We start from the raw sequence: 21686 nt of genomic DNA on the forward strand, positions 1-21686 counted from the left end.
GGTCACTTCGAGTCACACCGTGGCGGGGAGCCCGTTCCCGCGCAGCCTGGATTTCGTTCTGCGCCAGGCGACGGCGATCAGGACGGCGAGGACGATCAGCGGGATCAGGCTGATCGACCAGCTCACCGCCATCGGCGGACCCGGCTGTTCGAGCACCGCCAGATCCCGCAGTTCTCCCGTGCCCTTGCCCGCGGGGCCCTCGATCTCGAACCGGAACGTCCACGAGCCCTGTGTCTGCAGGGCACGGATGTCCAGCCCCCACACCTCCAGTTTCCGCGGATGCTTCGCGAGCGGCTGCGGACGGCCCAGCCGCCCGGTCTCCGGATTGACGAACACGAGCGTCCCCGACTTGCCGGCGATCCCGTCGTCCGGGATGAACGTGAAGTCCAGCGATTGCATGGCGCGCAAGGGCCACGTGCTGAATCCGACCGTCATCCCGTACGGACCGACCTGGACCCGTTCGGTGTGGACGATGTTCACCGGTTCGTAGGCGTTCGCCGTGGGCGTGGTCGCGAACAGCAGACCGATCACCGCCGCCAGGGCCAGCAGTGTCTTACGCATGCGCGTTGTCCCCCTTCGCCGGGGCCAGCAGCCCCAGCATCCCGCCGAAACGCCACCCGGCGAACCCGCCGAGCAGCCCGGCCACCGCGCCGGCGGCGGCCGTCGCGAACACGACCGCCCACGGCATCCGGTCGGCGCCGTAGACGATCGCGTTCTGGATCGGCATGCTCGCGCCGACCAGGAGGCCGCCGATCGCGCCCGCCAGCACCGAAACGCGGCCCGCGGACCAGCCCCGTCGCGAAAGCAGATACACCGCCTCGAGCACGGCCGCGATGGGCAGCAGCGCCATCGGCATCATCGAGGGCATCGCGGGAACGCCGTCGATGTAGTCGCGCATGGGCAGACCGACGGCTCCCGCGTACGCCTCCGCGGCCCAGGGCGAGAACCACCACGTGATCGCCTGGATGACCGCCAGTGCCGCGGCGACCCGGACCGCGCCGCCGGGCCGTGCCCAGAATCCGGCGCCCGCCGAGACCAGTAGCACCGAAAGCAGCGCGATGCCGACGGAGACGACGTCGAGCCCGTCGACGTCGATCTGCTGCAGTCCCAGCACGGTCACCGTGCTGAACGCGATCAGCACACCGAGGCTGCCGACCACGCCGACGGTGCCCCAGCGGTGTTCCCGAGCGGCCGCGAACACCATGACCGTGCCGATGATGCTCAGCGTGATCGACAGCAGCAGCCCGATGTGCGGCGGTGAGTCGATCACCGCGTCGAAGCCGTAGAGGCCGTGCCACCACTGGTCCCACAGGCCGTACAGCAGGAACATCGCCGCGCCCGTACCGGTCACCAGGTAGCCGGCCGGTGCGGCGAAGACCTTGCCGAAGACATTGATCGCGCGGCCGCCGACCCTGGCATCGACCGGGCGGCCTGCCCGGCGCGCCGCCGTGGTCATCAGCACGACCGCGAGGCTCGCGAGCCCGGAGATCGCGCTGCCCGAATACAGGAACAGGTGCGGCATCGTGAAGAAAGTGTCCGGACCGACATCGCCGTGCCATTGGATGTCCCAGGTCAGCCCGATCAGCGAGATCACCGATCCGGCCAGCACCGTGCCCGCCGGTACGAGACCGGTGCGTTCACTTCGCGCCACCGAGACGGCCCTCGCTCCTCCCGCGGTGAGATCCATACCCCCGACCTCTCTCTCTTTACTTGACCAGCAAAGGAAAAACGTGCTGCGTGGCGCCGGACGGCCCGCGCAGTGAAACGGTGATCTCCCATTGCCCCGACATCGGCAGCAGGACGTCGCCGGTGCGGAACCGGCCAGGCCCCTCCGCGATCGCGGGCGAAGGGGCGAGCGCGTGCCCCATCTGCGGCATCACGGGTTCGAGGGTGACGACGTCCGGCGTGGCGCCCGTGACGGTCAGCGCGAAGACATTCCCGCCTTGGTGCGGATCTTCGACCGACAGCTGCACCGTGTACGGGCCCTGTGTCGAGCGCTGGACCTGCGCGCCGCCGCTGCTCGGCCAGACGAGCCAGGCCACGATCGCCACCACGAGCACCGAGACGACGGAAATCAGCAGGACGGGCTTGCGTCTGTCCACAGTGGAACTCATTGCGGTGCCCCTTCCGGCGGGACCTCGATCTGCAGGGGCACGGTCAGCACCGTGTAGTCGCGTTCGGCCTGCAACCAGATCCGGTACTTGCCGGGCGCGGAGAAGGTGTAGGTGAACGGGACGTCGGGGCCGTACGCGGCGACCGTCTCATCCGGTTTCCCCGGCATACCAGGGGATTGCGGGATCATCGAGTGCACATGGGCCCAGGTCGGCGCGGCAGCGGCATCCGCGCCGACCCGGCTGTCGTCGGTGATCGGGCCGACGACGATCAGGTGGCCGAGCATCCCCAGCCAGGGTTGAAGATCCGCTTTGCCGAACCGCGCGGTGATCGTGGTCGGCTTTCCCGGTTTGACCTCGACGTCGACCAGGTTTCCTTGCACGACTCGCTTTCCTGCTCCGGCGGGAACGGGTTCGGCGGCGGAATCCTTTCCGGCCGCGACATCCAGCGTGGTGCGGGCCAGTTGCACGCCGCCGCCTCGCCGGGCGAGTTCCGCGGCGACGGCGTAGGTCCCGGCCTCGGGCGGGGTGAACTTCACCCGGTAGTCACCGGGGCCGACCCGCACCGGATGCAGATGCCACAGCCTGCCTGTCGGCGAGATGACGACGAGATGGATCAAGGCGTTGTCGTGCACCAAAAGGTCGTCGACGGGGCGGCCGGTCGCGCCGTCGGCGACGGCGATCCGGACCTCGGCGAGACCGCCGGATCGCGCGTTCGGCGAGTGCGCGGCCAGATTCACCGGCGGCCGGGAGAAGTCCACAGTGGACATCTGCGCGTTCGCATACGGGTCCCGGATGTTGTCGATCGTCGGGTCCAGCGCGGTACCGGGCGCGGGCGGCGGCGGGGTGGACGCGGAGAGCATCGCGCCGGTGATCGCGACCGCGAGCGCGGCGACCATCCCGCCGGCGGGGATCAGCGCGAGCTGTGGCCGCTTGACCCGCAGCGCGACGACGAGGCCGAGCACCAGGAACACGCCCGCGGCGACAAAACCGCCGAAGGTGGCCTTCTCCCACGGCGGGATGACCCTGGCCGGGACGATGAACGGGATCGACGCGGTGTCCGTCCCGTCGTCGAGGCCGAGCTCCCACGGCCCCGGCTGGTCCACCCGCAGCTGCGCCGCGTGGGCGCCGGGTTTCCCGTCCAGGCGGATCGTGGTTTCGGAAAACGTCGTACCGGCGGCCGACGCGCGCAGTTTCAGCGTTCCCGGCGCGCTTCCGGTGTGCGTGACGACGTCGACGTGCAGCGGCCCGGGCGCGATGTCCATCCGCCGCAGGATGACCGTGAGATCGCGGGTGCCGAGCGTCTGCGCGACTTGGACGTCCGCGCCGCTCGACACGCCGTCCGCCTGGGCCGTGCCGCCCAGCAGAAAGGACGCCAGCGCGCAGAGCGCGAGTACACGGGCGATGACCAACAGCGTCGTGCGCCGCCCCCTCGGTGAATTCCCCATCCCGGTTGAAGTTAACGACGATGGTCCGGGAAAACGTCACGGTGCGGGGTGAACCGGGGTCCCCCGTAAAGGGGACCGCGCCCCTTACTCCGGTGGGGCAGGGCAGGGGGAATTCCCCCAGGTGACCCGGCCCCCAATACGGAACTCGCGTGCTTGACCCCGGAACTCGCGTGCTTGGAGCCGGAACTCGCGAGTTCCGGCTCCAAGCACGCGAGTTACGTCCCGAAGCACGCGAGTCACGTGTTCCCGCCCAGGTACCGGTAGGCGCGTGGATGCGCCCGGAACCAGACATTGAGCCTGCCGATCCGTCGCACGAGCGAGGAACGCAAGGTCACCGGCACCAGGCCGCCGAAGAACCGCACCGCCCGGCGGAACCGGTCGAACCGGCGCTGGTCCCGGTCCGTCCACTGTAGACCGAGGCGATCCCGCAGCGCGGGCGGCAGCGTGGCGCGGATGACGAACATCTGCCCTTGGTGTTGCCACCGCTGCAAGCGCACCCACCGATTGTCGGGCAGCCATCGCCACGGTTTCTTCACCGTGCGGATCGTTTCGAACAACGTCGAGATCGTCTCGTTCGGGCCGAAACCGTCGATCATTTCCGCGTAGTACCGCTCGAATTCCGGCCACGTCGGCGGCATGTCCTGCTCGCGCAGACCGAGGAGCCGTCCGACGTCGCACATCTGCGCGTAGTACTCGTCCAGTTCGGACGGGGTCATCGGGGTGCCGTAGAACCGTTGTGTGTCAACGGGAACCATCACGAGCGTGGCGTGCACCCAGGCGTACGCGCGCGGGTTCAGCGCGCTGTAACGGTGACCGTCGTCGACGCCGGTGAACGACCGGTGCAGCTCGCGCAGCCGGTCCGCCTCGTAGCGCGCGCCCTCGGGGCCGCCGTAGATGTAGATGGACAGCGACGCGGCCGTGCGCATGAGCCGGGTCCACGGATCTTCGACGTAGTCGGAATGATCCCGCACCCCGGCCGCGACGACCGGATGCGCGACTTGCAGCACCAGCACCTGGCCCGCCAGCAGCCCGGCCCGGAAGTCGCCGAAGTACCGCCACGCCGCCGTCCCCTTGACGATCGGCGGACCGCTCATGACGCGCCGCGGACGAGCATCATCAACGACTGCGCCACCCCGACGCCGTCGTCACCCGTGGCCAGCCTGCGCAACTGGAGGCCGGCGATCAGCGCGACGACCGGACCGGTCAGCCGCTCGGGGGACGGCACGCCGAGCGTTTTCAGGATCACCAGCGCCAGCTCGTCGTAGGCGGCGAAACACCGGGCGGCCGCGTCCTGGAGCCCGGGGTCGCGCGCGGCTTGCAGGTACAGCTCGTGCGCGCCGAGTTCGTCGGTGCCGAAGGGCAGCTGCGCGATGACCTGCTCGACCACCGACGCGGCCTGCTCGACGCTCAAGCCCTGTTCGCGGTACGTATCGACGAACCCGGTCAGCTTCGTGGTCTCTTCTTCGGCGAACAGCAGCATCGCCTCGCGCAGCAACGCCGTCTGGCTGGGGAAATGGTAGGTCAGCGTGCCGAGCGAGACCTCGGCCTGCCGCGCGATCCGGCGGTTGGTCAGCCCGCCGACGCCCTGTTCCCCGACCACCTTGAGCGCGGCGTGGAGAATGGCTTCGCGGGTGTTCACCAAGCGGTCTCGGGTTTGCGGTCCTGCCACCGTTCGACCTCTTCCAGTTGCGCGGCCAGCGAGATCAGCCGTTCCTCGGCGTGCGAGGGGCCGAGCAGTTGCCCGCCGAGCGGCAGTCCTTCCCGGCTCAGTCCGGCGGGGACGTTGACGCCCGGCCAGCCCAGCACGTTCCACGGCCAAGCGTAGGGGCACGCGGCGATCATGGCCTGATCGGTCTGCCAGCCGGAGAGCGCGTCGAAGCTGCCGATCCGCGGTGGCGGCGTGGCCGTGGTCGGTGTGAGGACGACGTCCACCCGGCCGAACACCGAGCCGATCTGCCGTTGCAGCGATGGTTCCGTGGCGCGGGCGAGCCGCAGCGCCGGTCCGGCCAGCACCGAGCCCTGGCGGGCGTTGGCGCGCGTGCGCGGGTCGAGCCGCGCCTGGTCCGGCACGCGACGGGACCAGTCGCGCACGCCGACGAGCGAACGCGGCAGGAAGGTGAGGCCGATCAGCCGGTAGTCGGGTTCGATCTCGACGATCTCGTGGCCGAGTTCGGCGAACCGCTCCGCGAGCCGGACGACGGCCGCGTGCGCTTGCGGATCGAGCCGGGTTTTCGTTGCCGTGAAAGGGATCCTGGTGGAGAGCCCGATTCGCAGGCGGCCCGGTTCACGGCGGGCGGCCGCCTGGAACGCGGTGCCGGTCCCGGCGGCGACGTCGAGCAGCAGGGCCGCGTCGGCGACGGTGCGCGCGAGCGGGCCGACCACGGTCAGCCCGTGGAAGAGTTCGCGTTCGGTCGGGACGCGGCCGCGCTGCGGTTTGATCCCGACCAGATCGGTCCACGCGGCCGGGATCCGGATCGACCCGGCCCCGTCGGAACCCAGCGCGGCGGCGATCACCCCCGACGCGATGGCCGCCGCCGCGCCGCCGGAGGAACCGCCCGGGGTGCGCTCGGTGTCCCACGGATTGCGGGTCGCGCCGAACGCCGGGCCTTCGGTGAACGGCCACTGGCCGAGTTCCGGGGTGTTGGTCTTGCCGATGAGCACCGCGCCCGCCTCGCGGAGCGCGGCGACAGGCGGGGAGTCCGCCGTCGCGACGGCGAAGTCGCCTTCGCAGCCGAACGCCGTCGGCAGGCCGGTGACGTCGAGGTCGTCCTTGATGGCGGTGGGGACGCCGAGCAGGGGAGCGGTCTCGCCGGCGGCGAGACGTCGGTCGGCTTCCTCCGCCTCGCGAAGGGCTTCTTCGGCGCGAAGGCATTTGAAGGCGTTGAGAACGGGCTGACTCGCTTCGGCCCGCTCCAGCGCTTGACGGGTGAGTTCGACGGAAGTGACCGCGCCACTGGCGAGCAGCGAGGCCTGTTCGGCCAGGCCGGTGAACGCGAGGTCCGGTTTCGAGGTGGTCATGATTCCCCCTGCGCGTCTCGTTCGTTCAAACGAACGATACCACCGGATAGCTTCGGTGTGGTTACGTGACTTTCATGAACCTCGATCGCTTCCCCCGCGTCGACCTCGGCGGCTACCCCACGCCGCTGCATCCCGCACCGCGGCTGGGCGAGGCCCTCGGCCTGCCGAACCTGCTGCTCAAACGGGATGACGTGCATCCGCTCGGCGTGGGCGGGAACAAACTGCGCAAACTCGAGTTCCTGCTCGGCGCGGCGATCGAAAAGGGCGCCGACACGGTGATCACGTTCGGCGCGCTGCAGACCAACCACGGCCGCCAGACCGCCGCGGCCTGCGCGAAGCTCGGATTGCGATGCGAGCTCGTGCTGACGGCGAAGGTCCCCCGCGAAGGCGACGCGTACGAACGGTCCGGCAACGTCTCCCTCGATCATCTCTTCGGTGCGAACGTGCACATCTGCCGCGACGGCGAGGAGACCGGCAGGACCTACGAGCGGCTGATCACCGAGGCCGCGGCCGAGGGCCGCGAGGTGGCCACGTTCCCGGTCGGCGGTTCCGACGGCGTCGGGGCGCTCGGGTACGTCGCGGCCGCGCGGGAGATCGCCGGGCAGCTCGGTGAGCTGGGCATCACCAAGGCGCGGCTGGTCGCCCCGCACGCCAGTGGCGGGACCTCCGCCGGGCTCATCGTCGGAACGGCGGACATCGATTGGCTGACGCTGGACATCGCCTGCGTCAGCCATCCGGTCGACGAGGCCCTCGACAACCTGGCCGACCTCACCATCGCGGCCTCCGTGCTGCTCGGGAGCGAGCCGCCGTCACTCGACGGCCTGCGCATCGACGACCGCACGATCGGTCCCGGTTATGGGATCCCGACCGCCGGGACGTGGGACGCGGTGCGGCTTTTCGGCCGCACGGAAGGGATCGCGCTCGATCCCGTGTACACCGGCAAAGTGGGCGCCGCGCTGATCGAGTGGGCCGCCGAAGGCCATTTCGCGCCCGGCGAGCACGTTGTCTTCCTGCACACGGGCGGTCTGCCCGGCCTCTACGGTTACGCCCCCGAATTCGCCGACGCGGTGCGCCGCTGACGCGACCTTCAGCATCCCGGCGATCAGGATCACGTGCGCCACCAGCGAAACCCGCTGCATGACGCCGACCGGCGCGATGTCGGTCAGTGTCATGAAGAACGGGATGTCGGACAGGCGCACGAAGATGAAGCTGAGCCCGAAGACGATCAACCCGGCGGCGCTGCCCCACGCCAGGCGGCCGACCAGCTTGGCCGCGGGCGTGCCGCGCAGGTTGTCGCGCAGGGTGAACCCGGCGGCGGGCAGGCTGAGGAACGCGATGAGGCAGGCGTACAGGTGGATCTCGCCGCTGACCGGATCGGGGAATTCGGGGTAGCTCGCCGGGAAGATCGCGGCCGCCGCCAGCCCGAGTGACCACAGCACGAACAGCAGTTTCGTGGTGCGGCTGAGCGGGATCCCGGCCGCGGCCAGCGCGCCGAGCGCGGTGAGCGAGCCGATGGACAGGGAGAGCACGCTGGCGCCGAGCATGCCCGTGCCGCGATCGACGTAGGCGTAGCTGGACAGCGTGTCGAACACCGGATCGCGTGAGCTGATCAGGTGGAGCACGACCATGGTGAACAGTGCCCAGCCGATGGCCGCGCCCGACGCGATCAGCCAGGGCTTGGTCCGCGATCTCTCCCCAGGGAACGTCATGCGTCCAGCGTGCTCGCGCGGGCGCGGATTTCCGATCCGGGAAGCCCCCGGTTTTACCCTGGGGCTACCCCGAAGTCGACGAGTACCAGTAGCTGGTCATCGTGCCTTTTCGCGCGGGGCCAGCGCTCGCCGTCCGGGTCCTGTTTCTCCGCCGTGCGCACCGCGTCGAGGACGGCGTCCGGGCCACGCTCCCGGCTGATGGCGAGCACCTCGGGCCAGTCGAACAGGTCGTATTCGTCGACACCGATCGCGACGCCGTCCGTCGCCAGCAGCAGGGCGTCGACCTCCGAGCGCGGCCAGCTGCGGCGGATGGCTTCCGCGGCCGCCTTCGGTTCCGCCTCGGCGACCCAGAAGCCGCCCGGAGCGTTGCGTTTCGCGCGGACGTCGGCGCCGGTGCGGAGCTGGCCGCGTTCGCGCAGCGAGACGAGCCTGTCGTCGGTCAGCGGGTCGGTGCCGGAAGGCCCGAAGGCGATGATCGGGCTGTCCGCGAGTACCAGCCCGTCGACGGTGTCGTCCGTCCAGCGCGCGATCGCGACCGTACTAGACGGCGATCGTCCCGGTTCGAGGCCCTCGCGGTGGGCGACGTCGGCGATCGACTCGGCCAGCAGCACCGCGAGATCGGCCTGGGGTTCCGCGCTCAAGGCCCGCGACAGGCTGTGCACGAGCAGACTCGCGTACCAGCCGCCGGACGGCAGATCCGGCCGCGGTGCGGTCGCCCCGTCGAGCACCACCACGGCGTTGCCGAGTACGGCGACATGGTCTTCGGTCGGGCGCGTCGCTCCGTCCGCGCCTACTCCGTCCCTTTCCGCCACTGCGATTTCGACCATGACCCGACCCTAACTGTCAACCGAGGTTGACGCGGACGAGATGTCAACGTAGGTTGACGTCATGACCGAAGCGACAGATCTGGCCGCGCGAGCCGGCGACCGCGATCCCCGCGTGGGATTGCGCGCCGTCGCCGCCTTGCGCCGGCTGTTGGAACAACTCGAAGCCGTGCAGGTCCGCAGCGCGCGGGTGCACGGCTGGTCCTGGCAGGAGATCGCGGCCGAGCTGGGGGTCAGCAGGCAAGCGGTGCACAAGAAATACGGGAGGCACTGATGTTCGAACGCTTCACCACCGAAGCCCGCGAAGTCGTCGTCGGCGCCCAGCGCGTCGCGTCGGACGAGGTGTCCGGGAACGTCGACCCGCTGCATCTGCTGACGTCCCTCGCCCGGCACACCGGCGTGCTCACCGCACTGGGCTGCCCGGCGGACGAACTGGCCGACGACCTCCGCCGCGTCCGGCGGCGGGGCGGGATGAGCGACGCCGATGTCGAAGCCCTGAGCGGGTTCGGCATCGACGTCGAGCACATCGTCGAGCGGGTCGAGCAGCGCCACGGCCCCGGCGCGCTGACCGGTGGCCGTCGTGTGGGGCGCGGTCATCGGCCGTTCACGCCGGAGGCGAAGAAGGTACTGGAGAAGAGCCTTCGCGAAGCCATCGATGTCGGCAGCAAGCGCATCGAAGGCGAGCATCTGCTGCTCGCGCTGACCGCTGTCCCCGGTGTCGCGGCCGACGTGCTCGCGCAGCGGGGCATCGACTACCTCGCCGTCCGGCGGCTGCTTGAGCAACGGGAGGCCAGCTGAGGAGCGCCGCCGGCTCACGCGAGTCCCGGCGAGCGGCTAGCCGGCGGAGCGCTCTCGCCAGATGACGTACGGCAGGAAAGCCTGCGTCAGCGGTCCGATCGCGATCGCGTAGAGGACCGTGCCGACACCCACGGTGCCGCCGAGCAGCCAGCCGGCGACCAGGACGGTGATCTCGATGAGCGTCCGGACGAGGCGGATCGACTTGCCCGTCCGGGCCGAGAGGCCGGTCATCAGCCCGTCGCGCGGGCCGGGGCCGAGTCGCGCGCCGACGTAGATCGCGGCGGCGAGGCCGTTGAGCACGACCCCGGCGACGAGGTTGAAGATCTGCCAGCCGAGCACGTCCTGGTCCGGCAGGAAGACCCGCACGAGGTCGACGGTGAGCGAGATGACCACGACGTTGGCCGCGGTGCCGATACCGGGCCGCTGCCGCAGCGGGATCCACAGCAGCAGCACCAGGACCGAAGCGATCGCGGTGACCGTGCCGAACGAGAGACCGGTGATCTTCATCAGCCCTTCGTGGAGCACGTCCCACGGGTCAAGGCCGAGTCCCGACCTGGTCAGCATGGCCATACTGCCGCCGTAGAGGGCGAGTCCGCCGACGAGCTGGATCGAGCGTCGGGTGGTGTCCTGGGAGATGCCGACGGGCCTGAGGTCGAGTTTGAGTGCCACACGTCCACCATCAGGGGTAAGTGGCTACCTTGACCATGGCCAATCTGGAAGAATTGGCCTTATGGAACCGCTGATTCCGCTGACTGGACGCGTTTCAGGCACAAAATTGGCCCTTTTGCTGGGAAGTTGGCGGCAGAGTGGTTCTCGACACGGTGCCGCGGATCTCGCGGCGGCCGTCGAGCTGCTGGTCCTCGACGGCAGGCTCCCGCTCGGCACGAAGCTCCCGGCCGAACGGGAACTCGCCGACGCGCTGGAGGTCAGCCGCACGCTGATCGGCGCCGCGCTGGACAAGCTGCGGGCCGACGGCCTGGTCGCCAGCCGTCGCGGTGCGGGCTCGTGGATCGCTTCTCCCGGCGGCCGGGGCCGGGACGCGATCCTGCCGACCGGCGAGGACCTCATCGACCTCGCCCAGGCCTGCCCGCCCGCTGTCGCCGGCCTGGTCCCGGCCGTGGACGCCGCGCGGAAGGCGCTGGTCGACCACCTCGGCGAGAACGGCTACCAGGTGCGCGGCCTGCGGGTCCTGCGTGAGCGGATCGCCCGCCGCTACACCGAACGCGGGCTGACGACCAACGCCGATCAGGTGATGGTCACCAACGGCGCGCATCACGCGTTCGTGCAGGTTCTGCGGATGCTGGCCGGTCCGGGCGACCGGGTGCTGGTCGAGCAGCCGACGTACCCGAACTCGCTGGAGGCCATCGGCGCCGCGCACGCCATCCCGGTGCCGGTGCCCCTCGATCCGGCCACCGGCTGGGACATCGTCGGGATCGAGGCCGCCTTGCGGCAATCCTCGCCGAGGCTCGCGTATTTCGTCGCGGACTTCCAGAACCCGACCGGCCTGCGCATGGACGCGGACAGCCGTCAGCGCCTCGCGGCCGCGCTGAACCGCGCCCGGACCCCGGCGATCGTCGACGAGACGCTGGTCGAGCTGGACCTCGAAGGCGATCCGGCCGACGGGCCGCCGCCGCTGGGCGCGTACCTGGGCGACCTCGGCATCACGATCGGCTCGGCGTCCAAATCGCATTGGGCGGGCCTGCGGCTCGGCTGGATCCGCGCTTCCGAGGACGTCATCGGCAGGCTGATCGCGGCCCGGTTCGCCGTCGACCTGGGGTCGCCGGTCTTCGAGCAACTCGTCCTCGCCGAACTGCTCGACGACGGCGGGGCCGCGCTGGCGCACCGCCGTCAGGAGACGCTGGCGCTGCGGGACGCGTTGACCGGGGCGCTGAACTGGTACTGCCCCGAGTGGACGTTCGCCGTACCGCGCGGCGGGCTTTCGCTGTGGTGCCGTCTGCCGGAGCCGATGAGCACGCGGCTGGCCGTCGCCGCGGCGGGGCACGGAGTGCAGGTGGCGCCGGGCTCGCGGTTCGGTGTCCACGGTGGACTGGAGCGCTGGCTGCGGCTGCCGTACGCGCTTCCGGCCGAACGGCTTTTCGAGGCCGTGCGGCGGCTGGGCACGGCCGCCGCTTCGGTGGCCGCGACCCCCGCCACGGCCGCCCCGGCCACCGTCCAGGTCACCTGACTCTCCGCATTTCGTCCTCTGAATGCGGTACTTGCACGCGCAACTACCGCGTTCAGAGGACGAAACGCGGGGCTGGAAACGGAAATAGCCGGTGCGCCGGCGGGGCGGCCGATGCTCCAGGGAGGGCATCGGCGCCGCGCGACCAGCGCACCGGCTATCCGGCCCGCCCCAAGGCCGAAACCTTGGGACGGGCACCGCGGCGGTTACCCGGCACAGCCCCTCGACGTGCCGGGAACCGCCCGCGGTTCAGGCGGGCTTCGAGCTTGACCGGCTCCTGCTCGGCGCGGTGAGCAGAAGCCCCCGAAGTCCACCCGGTGCTGGTCCCGGCGCCGCAGGGGCAGCGCGGCGCCGGGGCCGGGATCCGAACCGGCCGGGCGCGGTCGGCCGTTCGGGAAGACAAAGGGGATGCCTGAACGAGGGCAGGCGGAAAGCGGCTTGTGCCAGAGGAATCAGCGGACGTCGAAACCCGAAGTTGATCTTGGTTTGGACGTGGTTCTCCCCGGCGACCTGGTCAGGTCAGTCGGGGGAGGTGGCGGGAAGCGCGGCTTCCCTGCCGGTGCGCTCGCCTTCGTGGTCGCAGCCGGTGCCGATGAGCTTCAGCTGCGTGGCGGGCATGCCGGAGTCGAGCACGGCGAGCGGCCCGCGGCCGCCGCCGGTGTTGTCGTGCCCCGGCTGGGCGGTCGTCGTGGGCGCGATCGGGGCCACCGGGGAGTTCGGCAGGCCACCGCCGCCGCCCGAGCCGCCGCCGTCCGGGGACGCGTGCGTGTCGGATTCGGCGGGCGCGGGCGGAGCGGGCTTGGCGTCGGTCTTGACCTGGACGGGCAGGGTGACGCGGTGGTTCTGGCTTGCCGTCGCCGGAGCGGGGCTCTCGACGGGAACGACCGGGCGCGGGGCCGGAGTGGCAGGCGCGGGCACCTTCTCCGTGACGGCCTTGGCCGGGACGGAGATGGTGACCGAGCCGCTCGCCGACTCGCCGGAGCCGCCGCCGAAGACGGGGTCGAGCATGTCGCCGGTGCCCGGCAGGATCACCGGGGCGCCCGTGCCACAGCACGGTTCCGGCGTGATGATCGGCGCGACTACCTGGTCGCCGATTCCGTCGACGACCCCGCCGACGGTGTGGACGACGCCGCCGACCGTGTTCGTGACGACATTCAGCACGCCACCGATGAGGCCGCCCAGTAAGCCATTGGACGCCTGGGGCTCTGCGGTTTTCGTGGCCGGTTCCGAAGAAGTACCCGCCTCTTCCTCCACAGTGGCCTCAGGCTCCTCGTGCACGACGGGAGCGGGCTCTTCCTGGGAGGATTCAGCGGTCTCAGTGGGTTTCGCGGTCTCGGTCGCGGTGGGGTCCGAAGTGGACTCCTGGGGAGTGGTCGTTTTCCCGGACGCGGTTTCGTCCGCGGGCTGGACCACGGAGGTCTCCGGCGTCACGGGTGCCTGTTCGTCGGCTGAAGCCGGGGTGCTCAGCACGGCGCCGAGGATCCAGCCGGTGAGCACGAGCCCGCCCGCGAAAAGGATTCGCTTCGGGGCGGTGAGGCCGCCACGGCGCACGACTGCCGTACCACTCACAGCAATCACCACCGTCCGCGCCTGAAACCCACGTTTCCCGCGTGAGTTCGATCTTGCTTGGGGTCTCTTCCGGCCAGGTCGCAGTTCCCCCGGGGCTGCACCAGTTTTAGCACCGGAGGGGAGTGTTTCACTTCAGCCGCCGTCGATCCAGCCCGTTAGGCGGAACGACGCAACCGGCTCCGGTGCCTGGAGTACCGGAGTTGATCACTCTCGGTATGTGCCCGGCGGCCATCCGGTGAGAGGTGGAACTACTCAAATCCTCGGTGACCTGACCTTTTCCGGATCCCTGCTGCGGTGCGTGCCGTCGAAGTCGCGTTCGGTGAGCGGCTCGGCGGACGCGAGCCGCCGGGAGGGAAGGGTCCGGGATGTGGGACGTGAACGCGCTGTCGGCGGCGGTGCTCAGGACGCTGAAGGCGTATCGGCTGAGCGAAGCCGACGCCAGGGACGTCTGTCAGGACGCGTGGCTGGAACTGCTTCGTGCGCCCGGCGCACTACGCGACGAAGCGAAGCTCGGTGCTTGGCTGACGACCACCGCGCGGCGCCGCGCGCTCCGGATGATCACCAGGACCAGGCGCGAAACGCCGCGCCCGCTGCCCGACGAGGAGACGACCCCGGAGGCCGAGGTCGTCCGTGCCGAACGTGATCGCGCGCTCTGGGCGGCGGTCGATCGTCTGCCGGACTCGCATCGGCGGATGATGCGGCTCCTCGCGTACCGGCCGGAGCTGTCCTACGCCCAGCTCGCGGGTGAGCTGGACATCAGTCCGGCCAGTGTGGGCAGGCTGCGAAGACGGTGTCTGGACCGGCTCAGACGGACGCTCGAAAAGAGCGGCTGGGCGTGAACATCGGACGAGTCACCGAAGTTTGCGCAATCGGGTGACCGCTTCGTCGATGACCTCGTTGCGTTTGCAGAACGCGAAACGCAAGAGGTGTTTCCACTCTTCCGGGTGATCGGTGAACACCTTTACGGGCACGGCCGCCACGCCCACCCGTTCGGGGAGCTCCCAGGCCAGTTCCGCGGCGTCGTCGAACCCGAGCGGCCGGACGTCGACGCAGACGAAGTACGTCCCGGCGGTCGGCCGGACCGCGAACCCGGCTTCCGCGAGCCCCGCCGAGAGCCGGTCCCGCTTGTCCTGGAGGCTCGTACGCAGGTCTTCGGCCCACGGCAGTTCGTGGTCCAGCGCGTGGGCGACGGCAGGCTGGAACGGGCCGCCCGAGACGAAGGTGATGAACTGCTTCGCCGCCTTCACCGCCGCGACCAGTTCGGGGCTCGCGCAGACCCAGCCGATCTTCCAGCCGGTGCAGTTGAACGTCTTGCCCGCGCTGGAGATCGAGACGGTCCGGTCGCGCATACCGGGAAAGGTCGCCAGCGGCAGGTGCTCGGCGTCGTCGAAGACCAGGTGCTCGTACACCTCGTCGGTGATCGCGATCAGATCGTGCGTCACGCAGAGCGCGGCGACGGCTTCCAGCTCGGCGCGGGTGAACACCGTGCCGGTCGGGTTGTGCGGCGAGTTGATCAGGATCGCCCTGGTCCGGTCGGTCACCGCGGCGCGCAGGCCCTCGATGTCCAGCGCGAACCGGCCGTCGCGTTCCACCAGGCCGACGACACGCCGCTCCGCGCCCGCCATGGCGACCGCGGCCGCGTACGAGTCGTAGTAGGGCTCGATGACGATGACCTCGTCACCCGCCTGCGTCAGCGCGATCAGCGACGCCGCGATGGCCTCGGTGGCGCCTGCGGTGACCAGGATCTCCGTGTCCGGGTCGTACGCGGTGCCGTACCGCAGCCGGTGCCGCGCGATCGCCGCGCGCAGTTCGGGACGCCCCGGTCCCGGCGGATACTGGTTCGCACCCCCGAACAGCGCGTTCTTGGCGGCGTCGAGCATTCCGGCGGGCCCGTCGGTGTCGGGGAAACCCTGGCCGAGGTTGACGGCTTCGTGACGGACGGCCAGTGCCGTCATCTCCGCGAAGATGGTCGACGTGAAGGGCTGGAGGCGGGGTACGAGGACAGGTTCGCGCACGATCAGCCATCCTCACGGACAATGGCGGTGTGGAGCAACTGACGCCCGCCAAGGTGACCCCAGCCGATCCGCCCGGTGGAACCGCCGCCGAGGAGGAGAAGCGCCGCGGCCTGCGCAAGATGAAGATGGTCGCGCTGTCGTTCCTGCTCGGCGCGACGGTGATCTTCCTGCTGACCAGCTGGGCCGAAGCCGCGGGCTGGCCGGCCTGGGTCGGCTACGTCCGCGCCGCCGCCGAAGCCGGGATGGTCGGCGCGCTCGCCGACTGGTTCGCGGTGACGGCGCTGTTCCGGCATCCGCTGCGGATCAAGATCCCGCACACCGCGATCATCCCGAACAAGAAGGACGCCCTTGGCAGCAGCCTCGGTGACTTCGTCGGCTCGAACTTCCTGTCCGAGTCCGTGATCCGCGAGAAGCTGAGCCGGGTCGAAGTCTCGAAGCGGCTCGGCGGCTGGCTTTCGCAGCCCGCCAACGCGGAGCGGGTGACGTCGGAGCTGGCCACCGTCGTGCGGGCGGCGGTCAAGGTGCTCCGCGACGAAGACGTCCAGGCGATCATGGAACAGGCCGTGGTCAAGCGGATCGTGGACAAGCCGTGGGGTCCTCCGCTCGGCAAGATCCTGGCCGGCGTGTTCGCCGACGGGGCGCACCACAAGCTGGTGGACCTGATGTGCGACCGCGCCTACGAATGGGTGCGGGACAACCACACGACGATGCTGCGCGTGGTCTCGGACCGGGCGCCGAGCTGGTCGCCGAAGTTCGTCGACGAGATGCTCGCGGACAAGGTCTACGGCGAGGTGCTGTCGTTCGTCTGGGCGGTGAAGACCGACGTCAACCACCCCATGCGGCTGGCGCTGGACAAGTTCCTCGGCGAGTTCGCCCAGGACCTGCAGACCGACCCCGAGGTGATGGCGCGCGCCGAGCAGGTCAAGTCCCAGATGCTGGGGCACGACGAGGTGCAGAAGCTGATCGGCTCGGCGTGGGCGACGGCGAAGGAGATGCTGCTCAACGCCGCCGAGGACCCGTCGAGCGAACTGCGGCGCCGTGTGCGCACCGGCCTCGAGACCCTCGGCGGGCGGCTGGTCTCCGACGACCACATCCGGTCCAAAGTGGACACCTGGGTGGAGGGCGCGGCGGCCTACGTGGTCACGCACTACTCCAAGGAGATCACCACGATCATCACCGACACCGTGGAGCGCTGGGACGCCGAGGAGACCTCGCGCAAGATCGAACTCCAGGTCGGCCGGGATCTGCAGTTCATCCGGATCAACGGCACGGTGGTCGGCGCGCTCGCCGGGCTGGTCATCTACGCGGTCGCGCAGCTGCTCTTCTGAGCCGCCGCGCGTATACCACACTCCGGAGGCCTCACCGGGAGTTGTCCACAGGAAGTGGAGTCATCCCCAGGGTTATCCACAGCTTTTCACGTTTTTGGCCTAACGGTGTGCACAACCCCTGGGGGTAACTCGGGGGTGGGTGACACCAGAAGTTGTGGTCGCGCGTCCCCGGCGGGTCACGACGCTTGCCGGATCTCACGTGCTTGAAGCCGGATCTCGCGTGCTTGAAGCCGTGACGCCCCCAAGCACGCGAGATCCGTCTCTGAGCACGCGTGTGACGGGTCCAGGCACGCGAGATCCGCCGTTCAGGTCGAGATGTCCGCCGTCCGCGCCCGCCAGGCCCGCGCCTTCTCCCGGTTCCCGCAGGCCCGCATCGAGCACCACGTCCTCGACCGGTTCCGCGATTCGTCGTAGAACGCCCACAGGCAGTCGTCCGCCGGGCAGATCTTGAGCCGGATCCATTCGCCGAGCACGGTCAGCCGGGTCGACGCCGCCATCACCGCCTCGCAGACCGTTTCCGAGACCAGCAGCGGGCCTTCCGGGCCGAGGACGATCTCCGCCGGCGCGCGCAGGCCGGGCCGTGGGAGCCGCGGGTCGCCGATCGCGGCGCGCAGCGCGTCCCGGGTTTCGCGCGCGGCCGCGGGGGTATCCGCGCGAAGCCGGTGATCCCGGGCCCAGTGCTGCCAGGACTCCAGATCGTCCAGGAGGTCGGTGCCGCGTTCGACGTTCACCGTGTTCAGAAACTCGACCACCAGGGACGCGTCGGTGTTCACCTCGCCCAGTGTACGGGCGAGACCGGTTGTCATCGGCTCCGATAACCTTCATACTCATTTCACTGGTTACTCGATCCCTCTGGAGGCTGAACCATGGGTGCGGTACCGACCTTCGGCGCGGTGGCCCTCGACTGCCCGGACCCGGTCGCGCTGGCGGAGTTCTACCGCGAGCTGCTCGACTGGAAGGCGGCCGAAGTCGCCGAAGACGGCCATTGGGTGACTCTGCGGAACCCGGAGGGCGGCGCTCGGTTCTCGTTCCAGCGCGTGCCCGACTACCGGCCGCCCGCATGGCCGTCCGCCGAGAACCCGCAGCAGGCCCACGTCGACCTCGACGTCGCCGACATGGAGGCCGCCCACGAGCGAGCGCTGGCCATCGGCGCGAAGCTGCTCGACGACTCCCCGGAGACCTTCCGCGTGTACGCGGATCCGGCCGGGCACCCGTTTTGCCTGTGCGCCTGCTGACCTCGGACGAGAAAAATGCGTAATCTCTGATACGTGATTTGTCCGAAGTGCCAGAACGTCATGAAGACCGTCGACAAGAACGGCATCCACATCGACCAGTGCCAGGGGTGCCGCGGCATCTTCCTGGACAGGGGTGAGCTGGAAGCCATCGCCGGTGCCGAGAACTCGTACTACGGTGGCGGGCACCAGCCGCCCCCGCCGTACCAGGGAGGTGGACACGCGCCGGCTCCGCACTACGGACGGCCGGACTCCCCGCAGCCCCATCGCGGCGGCTACGCGGACTCGCCGAAGGGCTACCGGGGTGGTTACGCCGACTCGCCCAAGGGTTACCGCGGCGGCTACGCGGACTCGCCGCACGGCTATGGTCACAAGCGTCGTAAGGGCGGCTTCCTCGAGGGCCTCTTCGACTGACCGTGGTCCTCGATCTCAAGATCTGCCCGGCCTGCGGTGATCGCGCCGAACGGCCACGAGTCGAGAACGGGCTGCTGGTGTGCGCGGTATGCGCGCACCAGTGGCCGTTCCGGCGCCTTCCGCTGTTCGCGCTGACCGGGCCGAGCGGCGCCGGCAAGTCGACGGTCGGGCCGCGGCTCGCGGAACGACTCGGCGATCTCGCGCTCGTGGTCGAGCAGGACGTGTTGTGGACCGGGGCGTTACGGGACGACGTCCCCGGCCATCCCGCGTTCCGCTCGACCTGGCTGCGGATGGCGGCGATGCTGCACCAGAACGGGCGGCCGGTCGTGCTCTGCGGCACCGTCGCGCCGCCCGAGTTCGAGCGGCTGCCCGAGCGCGTCTTCTTCTCCGGCATCCACTACCTGGCCCTCGTCAGCGAGCCCGACGCCCTGCGCAAGCGTTTGCTGGCGCGGCCCGCCTGGCGCGAGTGGGACGAGGAGCGGGTCGAGGAGATGCTGGAGTTCAACGAGTGGCTGCAAGCGGAAGCGCCCTCGATGGATCCGCCGGTCGAGTTGTTCGACACCACCCGCATCCCGGTGGACGACGCCGTCGACCACGTCGAGAAGTGGGTGCGAGGCCTGCTTTCAGGGACGCAACGGCCAAGTGCGGCCGTCGGGTGAATCCAGCCAGATCACCTGGTCCTCGCCGTCGAGGCTGAGCCCGAACCGGTCCCGCCCCGGCTCGCCGAGGCCGAGCCAGTCCTCGTGCGCCACTTCGACGATCTCCCACAGCCGCCGCGGGCCACCTTCGGCCACTTCGAACTCGCTGCCCCGCTGCCGATGGCGCATCCATGAGCCGTCCGGATGGACCAGCGTGGTGCTCTGGCCCGTCCGCGCGGCCGTCACGCCCGGAAGGTGGAGCCCGGCGAAGAACTCGAAGCGGCTGCGGCCTTCGGTGAGCACGCCCATCGGCAGCCGGGTCGGCCGCCAGGAGACATCACCTTCGAGCGCCTTCGACGGCTTGAAGCGGTGCGCGCGCAGCGGCATGAAGCGACCGTCACGGGCGAGCACCCGCCCGTGTCCCGTCGCGCCTTCGCCCGCGACGATCCGGACGAGTCCGCCGCCGATCGGCCGGTGCAGCGTGGTGACGATCAGCCCGCCCGGCATCGTCTGCGCCAGCCACGCGGGCGGGATCGACGACACCGAGCACGTGCACAGCACCCGGTCGTAGAGCACGCCCGCCGGGAAGCCATCGGCGCCGTCGGCCGCCGCGCACGAGGGCGCGTACCCGATCTCCGCCAGGCGTTTGCGCGCGGCGTCGACCAGCACCGGGTCGATGTCCACTGTGTACACGAGCCCGGAACCGAGCCGATGGCACAGCAGGGCGGTGTTGTAACCGGTGCCCGTGCCGATCTCCAGTACGCGATGCCCGTCGGCGACCCGGAGCTCTTCGAGCATGATCGCCATGATCGACGGCTGGCTGGACGAACTCGTCGGCGTTCCGGGCTGGGCGCCGAGATAGCGCGCCCGTTCCCAGAGCCCGGAGTCGTCGTCGAGCTGGACGACCAGTACGTCGGGGGAGTACACGCGCCGGAGCCACTCGTCGTCGCCGCTTTCGACCGCGGCCCAGCCGTTCGCCGCCGGGACGAAGAACCGCGGCAGGAAGACGTGTCTCGGCACGGAGCGGAACGCGGTCATCCAGCGCGCGTCGTGCAGCACGCCCTCGGCGAGCAGATGCTCGACGAGGCGCCGCCGCAGCCGCGTCGCGTTCGACATCCCCCCACGGTAGCGGGGTGAGCACCAACACACCCGATGGTTGCAAGCAGAGTGCTTGCAATTGCTAGCACCCGCGCGTAGCGTTGACGACGTCGCGAGGAGGTGACCGATGTCAGACATCGACCGGGATCAGCCCGCATCGGGTGGACCGATGGAGAAGGTCGCGGACATCGCTTCCGACATCGGCGAGTACATCCGCCAGCAGCGCAGCAACGCGAAGATCTCCTTGCGGCAGCTGTCGAAACTCGCCGGCGTGTCCAATCCGTACCTGAGCCAGATCGAGCGCGGGGTCCGCAAGCCCAGCGCGGAGATCCTCCAGCAGATCGCCAAGGGCCTGCGAATCTCGGCCGAGGCGCTCTACGTGCAAGCGGGAATCCTCGATCTGCCCATGGGCGGCCCGGTCGGCGACGCGATCCGCGCCGACACCGAGCTGACCGAACGGCAGAAGCAGGTCCTGCTCGACGTCTACGAATCGTTCCGCCGCGAGAACGCCGCCGCGAAACCCGAGCAGGCGGCCAAGGCGAAAACCGAAGACCAAGTCACAGAAACCAAGGAGTCAGCATGACCACGGCCACCAAGACCGACCGCAAGCACACCGCCCTCGACCAGGTCCGCACGCCGCTGCTGGCCGCCCTGGGTGCCGGCAACCTGGCCGGCCAGGCCGTCGTCGACGCCGTGTCCAAGGCCAAGGAGAAGGTCGTCGAGGGCAGCGAGACCGCCCGCAAGAACATCGAAGAGCTCCCGCACGACGTCGAGGGTCTCCGCGAGAAGCTGGACCCGGCCGAGCTGCGCAAGGTCATCGACGAGTACACCGAAGCCGCGCTGAAGCTGTACAACAAGCTGGCCGAGTCCGGTGAGCAGGCGTGGGACAAGATCGCCGCGCAGCCGCAGGTCAAGAAGGCCATCGAGCAGCTCGAAGACGCGATCAGCACCGCACAGGACCGCGTCGAGGGCGCGACCACCGACGCCCGTGAGCGCATCGACACCGTGCTCGGCAAGGTCACCAAGGGCACCCGTTCCGCCGGCGAGAAGACCGCTCGCAAGGTGACCGAGCTCGCCGGCGAGATCGCCGACGAGGTCGAGGAGATCGGCGACGACCTCGCGCACGAGACGCGTTCGGCTTCGCGCAAGGTCGCCAACAAGACCGCGCCGAAGACCACGACCACGACGCGCCGTACCACCACCAGCCCGGCCGCCAAGAAGCCGGCCACCGCGCCGAAGACCACCGAGAAGTAAGTTCCGCGTGAATTCCCGGGCCCCCGGCGCCGCTTCGGTGCCGGGGGC

The 21686-nt window shown here is 69.9% G+C and carries 24 protein-coding genes and 1 pseudogene; 11 read left to right on the forward strand and 14 right to left on the reverse strand.

Annotated elements, in window-relative coordinates; translation table 11 throughout:
• Positions 1-12: 12 nt before the first annotated feature.
• The 7 genes from AC069H_RS04445 to AC069H_RS04475 form a co-directional block, all read right to left on the reverse strand.
• Complete coding sequence (locus AC069H_RS04445; protein WP_478231332.1) at positions 13-561, reverse strand: hypothetical protein; 549 nt, start codon at positions 559-561, stop codon at positions 13-15.
• Complete coding sequence (locus AC069H_RS04450; RefSeq protein ID WP_478231333.1) at positions 554-1687, reverse strand: hypothetical protein; 1134 nt, start codon at positions 1685-1687, stop codon at positions 554-556. The genes AC069H_RS04445 and AC069H_RS04450 overlap by 8 nt, the downstream gene beginning before the upstream one ends.
• 19 nt (positions 1688-1706) lie before the next feature.
• Complete coding sequence (locus tag AC069H_RS04455) at positions 1707-2114, reverse strand: FixH family protein (RefSeq protein ID WP_478231334.1); 408 nt, start codon at positions 2112-2114, stop codon at positions 1707-1709.
• Complete coding sequence (locus AC069H_RS04460) at positions 2111-3559, reverse strand: hypothetical protein (RefSeq protein WP_478231335.1); 1449 nt, start codon at positions 3557-3559, stop codon at positions 2111-2113. The genes AC069H_RS04455 and AC069H_RS04460 overlap by 4 nt, the downstream gene beginning before the upstream one ends.
• Positions 3560-3795: 236 nt before the next feature.
• Positions 3796-4653 (reverse strand): oxygenase MpaB family protein, encoded by an 858-nt coding sequence (locus tag AC069H_RS04465; RefSeq protein WP_478231336.1) that lies wholly within the window; start codon positions 4651-4653, stop codon positions 3796-3798.
• Complete coding sequence (locus AC069H_RS04470; protein ID WP_478231417.1) at positions 4650-5198, reverse strand: TetR/AcrR family transcriptional regulator; 549 nt, start codon at positions 5196-5198, stop codon at positions 4650-4652. Before AC069H_RS04470 ends, AC069H_RS04465 begins: the two co-directional genes overlap by 4 nt.
• The gene (locus AC069H_RS04475) at positions 5195-6577 is read right to left on the reverse strand and encodes an amidase (RefSeq protein ID WP_478231337.1); all 1383 of its coding nucleotides are present in this window, start codon (positions 6575-6577) and stop codon (positions 5195-5197) included. The genes AC069H_RS04470 and AC069H_RS04475 overlap by 4 nt, the downstream gene beginning before the upstream one ends.
• Before the next feature lie 74 nt (positions 6578-6651).
• Here AC069H_RS04475 and AC069H_RS04480 point away from each other — a divergent pair, with 74 nt between their 5' ends.
• The gene (locus tag AC069H_RS04480) at positions 6652-7656 is read left to right on the forward strand and encodes a D-cysteine desulfhydrase family protein (RefSeq protein ID WP_478231338.1); all 1005 of its coding nucleotides are present in this window, start codon (positions 6652-6654) and stop codon (positions 7654-7656) included.
• A 78-nt stretch (positions 7657-7734) separates the two neighbouring features.
• Here AC069H_RS04480 and AC069H_RS04485 read toward each other — a convergent pair.
• Both AC069H_RS04485 and AC069H_RS04490 read right to left on the reverse strand, forming a co-directional pair.
• Positions 7735-8286: pseudogene (locus AC069H_RS04485) on the reverse strand (DUF998 domain-containing protein); the annotation flags it as partial.
• 53 nt (positions 8287-8339) lie between these two features.
• On the reverse strand, positions 8340-9113 hold the full coding sequence (locus AC069H_RS04490; RefSeq protein WP_478223563.1) for a protein phosphatase 2C domain-containing protein: 774 nt from the start codon (positions 9111-9113) through the stop codon (positions 8340-8342).
• Positions 9114-9174: 61 nt separating this feature from the next.
• On the opposite strand from AC069H_RS04490, the gene AC069H_RS04495 reads away from it, so the two are divergent.
• Both AC069H_RS04495 and AC069H_RS04500 read left to right on the forward strand, forming a co-directional pair.
• Positions 9175-9384: a sigma factor-like helix-turn-helix DNA-binding protein gene (locus AC069H_RS04495; RefSeq protein ID WP_004559389.1), complete on the forward strand. Its 210-nt coding sequence runs from the start codon at positions 9175-9177 to the stop codon at positions 9382-9384.
• On the forward strand, positions 9384-9908 hold the full coding sequence (locus tag AC069H_RS04500) for a Clp protease N-terminal domain-containing protein (RefSeq protein ID WP_478223562.1): 525 nt from the start codon (positions 9384-9386) through the stop codon (positions 9906-9908). The genes AC069H_RS04495 and AC069H_RS04500 overlap by 1 nt, the downstream gene beginning before the upstream one ends.
• 36 nt (positions 9909-9944) lie before the next feature.
• On the opposite strand, the gene yczE is transcribed toward AC069H_RS04500, so the two are convergent.
• Positions 9945-10577 (reverse strand): membrane protein YczE, encoded by a 633-nt coding sequence (gene yczE, locus AC069H_RS04505; RefSeq protein WP_478231339.1) that lies wholly within the window; start codon positions 10575-10577, stop codon positions 9945-9947.
• Between the two features lie 61 nt (positions 10578-10638).
• Between yczE and yczR the strand changes: the two genes are divergently transcribed.
• Positions 10639-12093 carry a MocR-like transcription factor YczR gene (yczR, locus tag AC069H_RS04510; RefSeq protein ID WP_478231340.1) on the forward strand — a complete coding sequence of 485 codons (1455 nt, stop codon included), beginning with the start codon at positions 10639-10641 and terminating at the stop codon, positions 12091-12093.
• Positions 12094-12609: 516 nt separating this feature from the next.
• On the opposite strand, the gene AC069H_RS04515 is transcribed toward yczR, so the two are convergent.
• Positions 12610-13659 carry a hypothetical protein gene (locus AC069H_RS04515; protein ID WP_478231341.1) on the reverse strand — a complete coding sequence of 350 codons (1050 nt, stop codon included), beginning with the start codon at positions 13657-13659 and terminating at the stop codon, positions 12610-12612.
• Between the two features lie 365 nt (positions 13660-14024).
• On the opposite strand from AC069H_RS04515, the gene AC069H_RS04520 reads away from it, so the two are divergent.
• A complete protein-coding gene (locus AC069H_RS04520) occupies positions 14025-14498 on the forward strand; it encodes a sigma-70 family RNA polymerase sigma factor (protein WP_478223558.1) in 474 nt (157 codons plus the stop codon).
• A gap of 12 nt (positions 14499-14510) precedes the next feature.
• Here AC069H_RS04520 and AC069H_RS04525 read toward each other — a convergent pair whose 3' ends face one another.
• On the reverse strand, positions 14511-15674 hold the full coding sequence (locus AC069H_RS04525) for a pyridoxal phosphate-dependent aminotransferase (protein ID WP_478223557.1): 1164 nt from the start codon (positions 15672-15674) through the stop codon (positions 14511-14513).
• Between the two features lie 29 nt (positions 15675-15703).
• Here AC069H_RS04525 and AC069H_RS04530 point away from each other — a divergent pair, with 29 nt between their 5' ends.
• Positions 15704-17002 (forward strand): DUF445 domain-containing protein, encoded by a 1299-nt coding sequence (locus tag AC069H_RS04530; protein ID WP_478231342.1) that lies wholly within the window; start codon positions 15704-15706, stop codon positions 17000-17002.
• A gap of 305 nt (positions 17003-17307) precedes the next feature.
• Here AC069H_RS04530 and AC069H_RS04535 read toward each other — a convergent pair whose 3' ends face one another.
• Positions 17308-17808, reverse strand: a complete 501-nt coding sequence (locus AC069H_RS04535; protein ID WP_125678940.1) for a CGNR zinc finger domain-containing protein — start codon at positions 17806-17808, stop codon at positions 17308-17310.
• A gap of 60 nt (positions 17809-17868) precedes the next feature.
• On the opposite strand from AC069H_RS04535, the gene AC069H_RS04540 reads away from it, so the two are divergent.
• Genes AC069H_RS04540 through AC069H_RS04550 form a run of 3 tightly spaced genes read left to right on the forward strand, consistent with a single transcriptional unit; the run spans position 17869 to position 19307 of the window.
• The gene (locus AC069H_RS04540) at positions 17869-18237 is read left to right on the forward strand and encodes a VOC family protein (protein ID WP_478223555.1); all 369 of its coding nucleotides are present in this window, start codon (positions 17869-17871) and stop codon (positions 18235-18237) included.
• A 33-nt stretch (positions 18238-18270) separates the two neighbouring features.
• Positions 18271-18648 (forward strand): TFIIB-type zinc ribbon-containing protein, encoded by a 378-nt coding sequence (locus tag AC069H_RS04545; RefSeq protein WP_478231343.1) that lies wholly within the window; start codon positions 18271-18273, stop codon positions 18646-18648.
• A 2-nt stretch (positions 18649-18650) separates the two neighbouring features.
• A complete protein-coding gene (locus AC069H_RS04550; RefSeq protein WP_478231344.1) occupies positions 18651-19307 on the forward strand; it encodes an AAA family ATPase in 657 nt (218 codons plus the stop codon).
• On the opposite strand, the gene AC069H_RS04555 is transcribed toward AC069H_RS04550, so the two are convergent.
• Positions 19272-20402 carry a methyltransferase domain-containing protein gene (locus AC069H_RS04555; protein ID WP_478231345.1) on the reverse strand — a complete coding sequence of 377 codons (1131 nt, stop codon included), beginning with the start codon at positions 20400-20402 and terminating at the stop codon, positions 19272-19274. The genes AC069H_RS04550 and AC069H_RS04555 overlap by 36 nt on opposite strands.
• Before the next feature lie 151 nt (positions 20403-20553).
• Here AC069H_RS04555 and AC069H_RS04560 point away from each other — a divergent pair, with 151 nt between their 5' ends.
• Together AC069H_RS04560 and AC069H_RS04565 are read left to right on the forward strand one after the other, a co-directional pair.
• Complete coding sequence (locus AC069H_RS04560) at positions 20554-20967, forward strand: helix-turn-helix domain-containing protein (protein ID WP_425342040.1); 414 nt, start codon at positions 20554-20556, stop codon at positions 20965-20967.
• Positions 20964-21638 (forward strand): hypothetical protein, encoded by a 675-nt coding sequence (locus AC069H_RS04565; RefSeq protein WP_478223552.1) that lies wholly within the window; start codon positions 20964-20966, stop codon positions 21636-21638. The genes AC069H_RS04560 and AC069H_RS04565 overlap by 4 nt, the downstream gene beginning before the upstream one ends.
• The last annotated feature ends 48 nt before the right edge of the window (positions 21639-21686 follow it).

The organism is Amycolatopsis sp. NPDC043887, assembly GCF_056435665.1.

Bases quoted from the DNA above. Each gene is read 5' to 3' on its own strand.
- AC069H_RS04445 (WP_478231332.1), bottom strand. From the start codon at position 561: ATGCGTAAGACACTGCTGGCCCTGGCGGCGGTGATCGGTCTGCTGTTC.
- AC069H_RS04450 (WP_478231333.1), bottom strand. From the start codon at position 1,687: ATGGATCTCACCGCGGGAGGAGCGAGGGCCGTCTCGGTGGCGCGAAGT.
- AC069H_RS04455 (WP_478231334.1), bottom strand. From the start codon at position 2,114: ATGAGTTCCACTGTGGACAGACGCAAGCCCGTCCTGCTGATTTCCGTC.
- AC069H_RS04460 (WP_478231335.1), bottom strand. From the start codon at position 3,559: ATGGGGAATTCACCGAGGGGGCGGCGCACGACGCTGTTGGTCATCGCC.
- AC069H_RS04465 (WP_478231336.1), bottom strand. From the start codon at position 4,653: ATGAGCGGTCCGCCGATCGTCAAGGGGACGGCGGCGTGGCGGTACTTC.
- AC069H_RS04475 (WP_478231337.1), bottom strand. From the start codon at position 6,577: ATGACCACCTCGAAACCGGACCTCGCGTTCACCGGCCTGGCCGAACAG.
- AC069H_RS04480 (WP_478231338.1), top strand. From the start codon at position 6,652: ATGAACCTCGATCGCTTCCCCCGCGTCGACCTCGGCGGCTACCCCACG.
- AC069H_RS04490 (WP_478223563.1), bottom strand. From the start codon at position 9,113: ATGGTCGAAATCGCAGTGGCGGAAAGGGACGGAGTAGGCGCGGACGGA.
- AC069H_RS04495 (WP_004559389.1), top strand. From the start codon at position 9,175: ATGACCGAAGCGACAGATCTGGCCGCGCGAGCCGGCGACCGCGATCCC.
- AC069H_RS04500 (WP_478223562.1), top strand. From the start codon at position 9,384: ATGTTCGAACGCTTCACCACCGAAGCCCGCGAAGTCGTCGTCGGCGCC.
- yczR (WP_478231340.1), top strand. From the start codon at position 10,639: ATGGAACCGCTGATTCCGCTGACTGGACGCGTTTCAGGCACAAAATTG.
- AC069H_RS04520 (WP_478223558.1), top strand. From the start codon at position 14,025: ATGTGGGACGTGAACGCGCTGTCGGCGGCGGTGCTCAGGACGCTGAAG.
- AC069H_RS04535 (WP_125678940.1), bottom strand. From the start codon at position 17,808: ATGACAACCGGTCTCGCCCGTACACTGGGCGAGGTGAACACCGACGCG.
- AC069H_RS04540 (WP_478223555.1), top strand. From the start codon at position 17,869: ATGGGTGCGGTACCGACCTTCGGCGCGGTGGCCCTCGACTGCCCGGAC.
- AC069H_RS04555 (WP_478231345.1), bottom strand. From the start codon at position 20,402: ATGTCGAACGCGACGCGGCTGCGGCGGCGCCTCGTCGAGCATCTGCTC.
- AC069H_RS04560 (WP_425342040.1), top strand. From the start codon at position 20,554: ATGGAGAAGGTCGCGGACATCGCTTCCGACATCGGCGAGTACATCCGC.
- AC069H_RS04565 (WP_478223552.1), top strand. From the start codon at position 20,964: ATGACCACGGCCACCAAGACCGACCGCAAGCACACCGCCCTCGACCAG.